General features: G+C 58.9%; 12 protein-coding genes. 1 reads left to right on the forward strand and 11 read right to left on the reverse strand.

Annotated features, from left to right (window positions below):
* Positions 1–40: 40 nt before the first annotated feature.
* Positions 41–202, reverse strand: coding sequence for a hypothetical protein (locus G7020_RS21640; RefSeq protein ID WP_181087009.1), 162 nt, complete (start codon positions 200–202; stop codon positions 41–43).
* A gap of 303 nt (positions 203–505) precedes the next feature.
* Here G7020_RS21640 and G7020_RS21645 point away from each other — a divergent pair, with 303 nt between their 5' ends.
* Positions 506–868 carry a hypothetical protein gene (locus tag G7020_RS21645; protein WP_181087010.1) on the forward strand — a complete coding sequence of 121 codons (363 nt, stop codon included), beginning with the start codon at positions 506–508 and terminating at the stop codon, positions 866–868.
* Positions 869–1,029: 161 nt separating this feature from the next.
* On the opposite strand, the gene xseA is transcribed toward G7020_RS21645, so the two are convergent.
* The 10 genes from xseA to mobI all read right to left on the reverse strand — a co-directional run bounded on the left by xseA (position 1,030) and on the right by mobI (position 7,997).
* Positions 1,030–2,466, reverse strand: coding sequence for an exodeoxyribonuclease VII large subunit (gene xseA / locus G7020_RS21650; protein ID WP_336509737.1), 1,437 nt, complete (start codon positions 2,464–2,466; stop codon positions 1,030–1,032).
* Entirely contained in the window at positions 2,459–2,671 is a 213-nt protein-coding gene (locus G7020_RS21655; RefSeq protein WP_019406848.1) for an exodeoxyribonuclease VII small subunit, read from the reverse strand. Before G7020_RS21655 ends, xseA begins: the two co-directional genes overlap by 8 nt.
* 66 nt (positions 2,672–2,737) lie before the next feature.
* Entirely contained in the window at positions 2,738–3,367 is a 630-nt protein-coding gene (locus G7020_RS21660) for a hypothetical protein (protein WP_181087012.1), read from the reverse strand.
* Between the two features lie 326 nt (positions 3,368–3,693).
* Positions 3,694–4,191, reverse strand: a complete 498-nt coding sequence (locus G7020_RS21665; RefSeq protein ID WP_181087013.1) for a hypothetical protein — start codon at positions 4,189–4,191, stop codon at positions 3,694–3,696.
* Position 4,192: 1 nt separating this feature from the next.
* Positions 4,193–4,906, reverse strand: a complete 714-nt coding sequence (locus tag G7020_RS21670; RefSeq protein WP_044316131.1) for a DUF2786 domain-containing protein — start codon at positions 4,904–4,906, stop codon at positions 4,193–4,195.
* An 87-nt stretch (positions 4,907–4,993) separates the two neighbouring features.
* Entirely contained in the window at positions 4,994–5,458 is a 465-nt protein-coding gene (locus G7020_RS21675; RefSeq protein WP_181087014.1) for a hypothetical protein, read from the reverse strand.
* On the reverse strand, positions 5,458–6,006 hold the full coding sequence (locus tag G7020_RS21680; protein ID WP_044316132.1) for a hypothetical protein: 549 nt from the start codon (positions 6,004–6,006) through the stop codon (positions 5,458–5,460). Before G7020_RS21680 ends, G7020_RS21675 begins: the two co-directional genes overlap by 1 nt.
* A gap of 77 nt (positions 6,007–6,083) precedes the next feature.
* Positions 6,084–6,434 (reverse strand): hypothetical protein, encoded by a 351-nt coding sequence (locus G7020_RS21685; protein ID WP_019406843.1) that lies wholly within the window; start codon positions 6,432–6,434, stop codon positions 6,084–6,086.
* A gap of 10 nt (positions 6,435–6,444) precedes the next feature.
* On the reverse strand, positions 6,445–6,648 hold the full coding sequence (locus G7020_RS21690) for a hypothetical protein (protein ID WP_019406842.1): 204 nt from the start codon (positions 6,646–6,648) through the stop codon (positions 6,445–6,447).
* A 782-nt stretch (positions 6,649–7,430) separates the two neighbouring features.
* Positions 7,431–7,997, reverse strand: a complete 567-nt coding sequence (gene mobI / locus G7020_RS21695) for a conjugative transfer protein MobI(A/C) (RefSeq protein ID WP_044316134.1) — start codon at positions 7,995–7,997, stop codon at positions 7,431–7,433.
* Between the last annotated feature and the right edge of the window lie 388 nt (positions 7,998–8,385).

Below are 8,385 nucleotides of genomic sequence, written 5' to 3' on the forward strand. Positions count from 1 at the left end.
GCCGCTGGTGAATCCCAAGGGCGCCAGGGGCATGCAGCGATCACAACCCAGGATTGAGCCCGTAGACGGCCAGACGCGCAGCCTTGTAATCAGCGAACGCAACGCCAGCTGCCTTGCAGGCGTTGTTGGCGCTCAGGTGTTCGGCCTGTGCGTGAGCGGCTTCGACGGCGCTGATGATCTGTTCGGCGGTATTGCGTTCCATGGCGGTTTGCTCGGTATCGGCTGGTGATGGATACAGGCTCGCATGGGGCTGGGGTATCCCAAGCCCTCGCCGGAGCAGCCGTTGCACCAGCTGACCGACAGGATTTCCCAGCGGATGTTTTTCTCTGGGATTTCGAGCGGACATAGGCTATCGCGGCCGGCGTACCGGCAGGCATGCCAATGTTGCAAGGATCTGGCAGGTTTAGACGGCGAGCCGATAGAGCCGCACGGCCTTGCGCTGGGGATTTCGGGAGGGCGTGGAAGTATGGGTGCGACCTAACCGAACCTCTCAAGCAGGCCACCCATGATTCTTTCCGAAAAGTACCTCGCCACACAGGCAAAGCTTCGCGCCAGCCTCTCCACCCTCGGCTGGCAAATCACAGACGTAGGCCCTATTGCTCTTGGCACCAAGACCTACCAAACGGCTGTTGGCGAGAAGCAGGCCATCGCCTACCTGCCGCCGTCTGGTGATAAGGCGGCGTTCTTCCAAGCCTCGTACTGGAGCGAGGGCCGCAACGTGCTGGCGACGCTGCGGGCCGGCTGGAAGCCCGTCACCCACTGTGAGTCGGACGAGGAGCTTCACGAGATGGCGGTAGCGTTCAATGCCGAGGTGGATACCGAGGTGGCCAAGACCTATGCCATGCGGCTTGCTGCGCCGGAGCAGTAAGGCATCGCCTGGCTGGCACCCTGCAGACTCATGCGGGGTGCTTCTACCCGTTGGCGCCGGTGAGCGCCATGTCTGCAGGCTCAGCCGACACCGCGCCGCGCGACGCCCGAACCGTTGGCTCGACGAACTCGGCATTCAGCAGATCGGCCAGCGCGTCTGCCTCAATTTCGCTCAGGAGAAGGGGCTGCGGCAGAACAAGCACATCCCCCATTGGTTGATTCAGTGACTGTTGCGCTCAGGTGGCCATCTGCAAAGGCCAGATCCAGCCGGCCGGCTGCCCGTGCCTGCTGTGCACTGGTAACGATTTCCCCACCAGGGGAACGGATCAGGGCAAATCCCCGGCTCAGCAGTGCGAGCGGGTTGGTCTTGTCGTAGAGGGTGCCCGCCAGCGCCAAACGCGCATTTTCCCGTGCGATCAGGGCGAGCGACTGAGCGGAGGCCCTGGAAGCGCCCAGAAGGGCCTTCTGTCGCTCACTGGCGATCAGACCAAGGGTCAAGCGTGAAAAACGATCCTGCGCAGCCTGCTGCTCGGCCTGCTGCTGGGTAATGAGCCGGGCTCGGCCGCTGTCAAACCGCGACTGACGGTCCAGCAGGTTTCGGTGCTCGGCATGAAGCCGCTCAACCACACGCCGGCTGAAGTAGCCCCATGCACGATCCAGGTACGGCCCCTGCCCCGCCACAAGCCGCTGAATCAGGGCGCTCGCCTGCTCTGCCCGCGCCCGCGCCGCCGATGCCTCGGACATGAGCGCCGTCTTGATGAACCCGATCACCTTGGACGGTGTGTCGAAACGCCGGTGCGCAACCAGATCGAGCACGCATTCGTCCACCTCGTGACCGATGCCGGTGAACACGGGCACCGGCAGCCGGCATACCCACGCCGCGAGGTTCGCATCGTTAAGCCAGGCCAGATCGCTCTTCGCGCCGCCTCCGCGAATGATTGCGACCGCATCGAAGCCCTGAGCCTGGTGACGCTCATGAACCTGCCGCAGCGCATCGCGAATGCTCTCGGAGCAATCCTTGCCCTGGAAGGTCGCTGCGAAATATTCAAACTGACACACGCCGGCGCCGGCCAACTGCTCGGCGTCGCGCTTGAAGTCGGCCAGCCCCGCAGCCTCGTGCGGCGCTACAACCGCCACGCGCCAATATCCACTCGGCGCCGGCAGCCCGCGCTGCAGATCCAGCCAGCCCCGCTCACGTAGAGAGGAAATTATCTTCTGCAGTTTTGCCTGCATGTCGCCCAGGGTGTAGCTGGGGTCAATGCCGGTCACCATGAGGCTGAAGCCAAACTGAGGGGAGAAATCCGCCCTGACTTTGAGCAGTACGTTCATGCCCGCCTGCGGCAAGCCCCCGGTCGCCTCTTGCCATTGCTGCAGCACCTTGCCGGCGACATTGGCGAACATCGTGCACCGTGCCTTGGCCACCTCGGTACCGTCTCGCGATTCGAGGATATCCATGTAGCAATGCCCATTGGGGCGACGCTTGAAGTCGCTCAGCTCGGCGACCACCCAGCAGCTGTCGGGCATCGCAGCGCGAAACGCCTTCTGGATCTGGGTCAGGTAGGCACTCAGGCTCAGGTGGCCCTCAGCCTCATCAGCCACGCTCAATGCCCCGCTCCCCTTCGGTACCCAGTGTTGCCTGCACAACCTGCTCGATGCGCGACAGCCGGTCTGCGCAGAATGCACGGGCCTTAGCGAACTCCTGAGCTAGTGACTCCAGCTCGTCAATGCTGACCTCGTTGCGCTCCAGGCGCTTTACGGTCTGCTCGATGAAGGCGATGTTCGCTTCGTAGGTGTCTCGGCTCATTGGGGATTCCTGTGACAGGGCAGTTTCGAGCCCATTATCACAGGAATACCGGAACACCCAAGCCAATCAGCGAGTGGGCGGGTACCAGTAGCTTTGTCCCTGCTCGATGTGGCCTGGCATATCGCCGTACTTGGCCAGGTACAGATCCTTGGCGAGGTTCAGGTGGGGCCGGACCAGGTGGTGAACCATTGCGGCGTACTCCCCGAAGGTGGGGTGGCGCTTCCAGTACTCGCCGCCGATAGCTGCGGCCAAAGATCGATCAAACCAGCCCTGTAGCAGCCTTTCCACGCCGGCCAACTCTTCTTCGGCCGTCTTTGCATCCTCGATCATCTGCCGGCCGTCACGCTTGGCTTGCTCACGCTCGTGGTACTCAGCCGGCAATCGGCCAAGGGCCACAAGCGCCTCCTCGAACGCCAGGTGCCTTTTCTCGTGGGTGATCCGGTCTTCTGCCAGATCCGGCGCGAACTGAAGTCCGCATAACGAACAGGTGACGGTGCCACTGCCAGACCCTGCGCACAGCGCAGCCACCGCATCAGATGCACGCTTGCGCAGCTCATGGTAGTGGCGCACGGCAAAGTGCTCTCGTGCGGTCACGTCCAGACGCTGGGCATGGGTCAGATCAGGGTGTGAGTGCTTGGCCTGCTTGGCGAGCTTCTTGGCGCGCTCAAGGTCAAGAAGGGGGGTGTGCATTTGCATACGGAAACCTCCAAGGGATTGCTCGGTGTCCACTGAAGAGCACCCTGCGAAGGTGCCGGTAGTTGTCTGCTGTGAAGTCGGTAGTGCTTCCGCTTTGCCCGTGTGGACGGCCGGCACCTACCCGGAGTGCCAGCAGAAAATATCTCCTGACGTTGGTCGTCAGTCAAGCCAACCGGCTGATCATTTCTTGAGCACGCCCTGCCGCCTCGGTATCTGCTCGCCTGCCTGAGGTTATCCACAAGGTTGCCCACGCTTTCCGTGGATAAACCGCAGGCAGAAAAAATCCCGCTCAAGGCGGGACTTTTCTGGGGTCCATGAAGACGCCATCAGCGCACGGGACGAATCGCGCCAGATGTCAGAGGGCCGGTACCCGAAAACTCATAGCCCGGCTTGTGGCCGAAGAACTCTTCGTAATCGCCGTCATTCAGTTCTTGTGCCTCGCCCTTCAGCACGCTCACCCAGAGGGTATGATCGTCGTCGATGTGGATGAAGCTCGCAGGGCCGTAGCCGTTCTGCTCCAGCCAGTCTGTCAGCTGCACGAACCGAGCCGGCGCGTAGTTCACCTGCCCTGCTCCCTTGCTGCTCGCCTCGCACACTGGCTCGGGCTGCAGGGTGTTGTGGAAGCGGATCTGGCCTTCGCACACGATGATGTTTGCCAGTACCGGCGTGGGAGCCGCTGCCCATTGCCGGTGACCGATCCTGATATCCAGGTAGTCATCATCGGCAGCGTATGCATCCGGCAGCGTCGCCCTGCTGCATCCGCTCAAAGCGCCCGCAAGCATCAGCGGCACGACGAGCGCGTTCGTAAATCTCAGCCGTTTCATTTCAACCTCCGTTGGCCTGTTGTGCGATCTGGGCCATCTGGTCATGTCCCATCGGGGTGTGCAGCGAAACCCCGGCTCCGTCCTCAAGTCCCTGCTGGTAGGCCCCGTACTCCTGCGGGCTCACTTTGCGGCGCTTCATCTTGCCCACCGGAACATCCGGGTGGTGTTTGCTCATGTAGGCACTGATCGCCCGCTCCACCTCCTCGGACACTCCGGCGAACTCCTCTACCCGGCGTGCTACCGAGGTGATCCACGACTCGGCGTACAGGTCACCGGCGCGGCGCTTGTTCGATGGGCTCGCGAACTGCAATCCAGAAAGATAATTCCTGCGTGAATCGGTCAGCTGTCGAGCCAGCACTTCGTAGGCGTAAGCCGCCATCTCGGCCGTGCCGGTATCACCGATGAAGGTCAGTGTCTGCCCGGATCGACCGTAACCGTACAGATTGATGCAGCCAAAGGCCTTCGCCACTGTCGCCGCGAGCATTCGCACCCAGCGCGCCGGCATGCTCTTGCCCTTGCCCACTTTCAGGGTGAATTCTTCTGCCCGAGATGCATGTACATCGCCAAGCTCAAACTTGAACTTGTCCATCAGCTTTTGCGCTTGGCGCATTGCCGCATCAGCTTCGTGCGCATTGCTCGACTTGGCCAGCGCAAAACACTTCTTGATCTTGTCCAGGGCGCGTTTGCGCTTCTCTGGATCGAGTTCGCTCGACATCTCTACAGCCTCCGCTTCGCGACACATGTTCGCAATCTAAGTACGCGCGTTCAGTGAAGCGCGGCTGTGAGATATCCCAAGCCCGCATCAGCCATGCCGATTACGAAGTTCCTCAAGGCCAAAAACCATATCTGCCAGCTCTGCAGGACCTGCGCTACGTGTCGAGCGGAAATATTCAGCACGGATTCCGGGCCGTCCTTCGAGCAGAAGTAAAACCGTCTCGCGCTCTACATCGCTCGCAATTCGCAATTGCTCGATCATGCTCACATACGCTTCGCGACACGCAAGCAGGAACTCGCCGCATCGGTCCTTGCGAGTTAGGCCCATGCATCCTGAATGAACTGCAAGCACTGTGTTGATTGAGCGAACAACGAGCGGAATCAGCTTGGAGCAGCGCTGAAAGCAGAACATAGCTTCGACCAGGTTCGCACCAGCCGGGTAATCGCCCTCCAGTTGAGACAGTTGCTGCCAGAAGCGGTCACTATTTGCAGGTAGCTCAAAACTTGAGAGATTCATTTTCTTTTGGTTTCTGCTGCCCTCGATCATCTTCATCAGGCCTTCGAATCGAATAGCTGGACTTCAGAACTGGCATTACGAGCATCATTTACTTGCGCTGCTATTACCGCCGCTTGCTCTTGGTCCAACCACTCCCTGATGCGTCCTGCGGAGAGACGGCCATTATTGCTGTCAGCTCTTAGTGCTTCGTGATCTTCACGATTCAGCGGTTGATAGCGATTAAAGGCATTGCGCAGAAGGTCGCCCCATGTTGGGCCTTGGAACCATCCCTTACTGTTGCATGTTTTAACGCACCAGTTTTCTATAGGCGCAGTGAAATTCGATAAATAGATCCCAGCCAATATATAACAGAACAATATCAATAGTTTAATGCCGTTCACCCATGAGGGGAGTCCCCATTGCTCGACGTTCAGAGTGATCACAAGGAAAAGCACTAGGATATAAATTCCACCGACGACGATTGATGCTTTGGAACGTATGGCCTCTTCGCGTGGACCGTTCGTGGTGGAATCATTAATCTCCCACAGATACTTTCGCATCTCGGATAGCTGCTTGCTCCGCTCGTTGGTGCTCACTTCATTCATCACCGCATCCCCAAGAAAATATGTACTGTCCTTCCATGTCCCGCATACAGCGTGGATATCCGCTGCGCGACACAGTGTTAAAGCCGTTGCTGCTCGAACGTCACTCGATTCATCAGGCAATACTCGACCGGGTAGCCGTTGACGTACTGCTGAGGCGATAACCCGCTGCCAATGTAATGGCAGGTTCCAACCATGAACTTCAAACCGCCAGAGGGGTATTTCTGGCTAAGCAGCACTGCCTGATCTCCTTGGATTGCGAAGCCGGTAATGTCCCCCCAGTTAAAGCTCACACCCCCACACTCCAGCCCGGTGTCTGTTACCTCCAGGATCTGCTGTACCACCCCTGACTCAGGCGCCTGAGCAAAGAACCTCCCGTTCGGAAGGATCGGTGGCCAGAACTCGCCAGCCCTTATCTCTTTGAATTCCAATCGGCCTCCCTCACTTTCCTAGCAGCCACACCAAAGCCGTCAGCGCATACCGATACACGCGGGCCAACACGACCACACCCGTGAGCGGCGTCAGCACCATGCCAGCTGCCAGCACAAACCCATGGAGCGAATCGGTCCAAGGTCCGAAGCTCGGCAGCAGCGAAATCTCAACTCCCATCGTTGCCCCCTGGATGATCACCAAGCAGGCGGGCATGCAGCGCTCGCACCTTGGCGATGTCGCCTCTCAGTTCGGCCAGCAGATCGCACCAGATCTTCCTAGTACCGACCGCTACCCCGACACCTGCCCCCAGAGCGAAAACGCTCCCTACCAATAGCTCCAGCACCATCAAAAAACACCCGCCTCAGTCACTCCCGGTGGTACCATCTTCACACCCCTCGCGGCAGTCCCAACTGCCCACTGCCTCCCTGGCATCGGCTACATCCGCTACGCGACACAGAACCCCAACTTTTTTCAAAAATCTCATCTCGTATTAGATTTATACGGAACGAGGTCCCTTTTTTTTTCGTTGTTTAGAACGGGCGAATGTTAGAACGCGAAGCTTAGAACGGGGCTCAAACCCGCATGGTCGCTGGGTTTCGCCCGTTCTAAGCTTCGTGAAAACCGCGTCGCGTTCTAAGCTTCGCGTCGCAGCGTTCTAAACAACCCGTTCTAACACTCGCCGGGAACCTTAGAACGGGGCTCAAACCCGCATGGTTGCTGGGTTTAGCCCGTTCTAAGCTTCGTGAAAATCCCGTCGCGTTCTAAGCTTCGCGCCGCAGCGTTCTAATCAACCCGTTCTAACACTCGGCTTGAAGCTTAGAACGGGGCTCAAACCCGCATGGTTGCTGGGTTCGGCCCGTTCTAAGGTTCGTAAAAACCGTGCCGCGTTCTAAGCTTCGTGTCGCAGCGTTCTAAACAACCCGTTCTAACACTCGCCGGGAAGCTTAGAACGGGGCTCAAACCCGCATGGTTACTGGGTTCGGCCCGTTCTAAGGCTACTCAGGTAGGCTCTGAGGCGGAGCATCGGAATAAATCGCATTGCGTAGCAACCTGGATGCATCGAGGGAGGCATTGCACTGGCCGAGTATCTTGTTTGTCCTGGCGGCGTGATAGTCCAAAGACCGCCGCAGGGATCTGTTCTCCTGACCGGCTTTGCGCAGATCCGCCAGCAACCTTTCGTAAAGCAGAGCGACCTCGCGAAGCTCCCGTGGCAGCGAATTGAAGGTGCTCGCCTTATAGGAAAAACCTTCCCCCTTGGGCAGATCTACCGTTAGGACCTCTCCGGCCACTGCCTTCGACTTTGCTCGCAGTTTCTGAACAGCGACACCTGACATCTTTGTGTCCTTGACCATCACCTTCTTGGCCCAGGTTGCGGTCCAGCAGCCGGGAGTCTTGATGCGAACGGAGATGAGCATGTGGGTATGCAGCTTGCGGTCGTGGATCTGCTCAATCAGTGAGTTGGCGTGGGCCAGATAGGCTTCGGCGACGCTCAAAGCCATGTCGTATAGGGCCTGATATTGCTCATCCAGCGGGTGATCGATGCGCAGCTTCTTGGGACTCATGCCAGGTACCGTAAAATTTTCGGAAGCATGGCAGACCACTGAGCGGTTAGGCGGGCTAAACCTACAAGATTCTTGTACCTTTAGCCCGCACAGGCGGGTTTTTAGTCTCGATAATCTCTCTCCGTGGCCAATCGGCAGCCATGCCGGCAACGCTCTGTCGCTTCGACCCTTCGCAAGCGACAAATTAGTGACCTTGTTGCCATTAAGGCTCCGCTACGGCATCGCCAAGCACATAACTTCGCCCCAACGCATAGCGGGCACTGAATCGCCCCGGGTTTTGTGGAGGCCGTTTCGTTTAAGTCAGGCCGCCATGGCCTGACCTGCTTGTTGCTGGTGGAAGTTTGCCTCAGCCTCCGCAGGCGGGATATATCCGATTGAGCTCAGCAGG

Origin of the sequence: Stutzerimonas stutzeri (assembly GCF_013522825.1) — a bacterium.
Taxonomy (GTDB): domain Bacteria; phylum Pseudomonadota; class Gammaproteobacteria; order Pseudomonadales; family Pseudomonadaceae; genus Stutzerimonas; species Stutzerimonas stutzeri_AK.

Excerpts from the sequence above, each read along its gene's own strand:
- G7020_RS21670 (WP_044316131.1), bottom strand. The coding sequence starts at position 4,906 with ATGTCGAGCGAACTCGATCCAGAGAAGCGCAAACGCGCCCTGGACAAG.
- G7020_RS21680 (WP_044316132.1), bottom strand. The coding sequence starts at position 6,006 with ATGAATGAAGTGAGCACCAACGAGCGGAGCAAGCAGCTATCCGAGATG.
- G7020_RS21690 (WP_019406842.1), bottom strand. The coding sequence starts at position 6,648 with ATGCCCGCCTGCTTGGTGATCATCCAGGGGGCAACGATGGGAGTTGAG.
- G7020_RS21645 (WP_181087010.1), top strand. The coding sequence starts at position 506 with ATGATTCTTTCCGAAAAGTACCTCGCCACACAGGCAAAGCTTCGCGCC.
- G7020_RS21655 (WP_019406848.1), bottom strand. The coding sequence starts at position 2,671 with ATGAGCCGAGACACCTACGAAGCGAACATCGCCTTCATCGAGCAGACC.
- mobI (WP_044316134.1), bottom strand. The coding sequence starts at position 7,997 with ATGAGTCCCAAGAAGCTGCGCATCGATCACCCGCTGGATGAGCAATAT.
- G7020_RS21665 (WP_181087013.1), bottom strand. The coding sequence starts at position 4,191 with ATGAAACGGCTGAGATTTACGAACGCGCTCGTCGTGCCGCTGATGCTT.
- G7020_RS21660 (WP_181087012.1), bottom strand. The coding sequence starts at position 3,367 with ATGCAAATGCACACCCCCCTTCTTGACCTTGAGCGCGCCAAGAAGCTC.
- G7020_RS21675 (WP_181087014.1), bottom strand. The coding sequence starts at position 5,458 with ATGAAGATGATCGAGGGCAGCAGAAACCAAAAGAAAATGAATCTCTCA.
- G7020_RS21640 (WP_181087009.1), bottom strand. The coding sequence starts at position 202 with ATGGAACGCAATACCGCCGAACAGATCATCAGCGCCGTCGAAGCCGCT.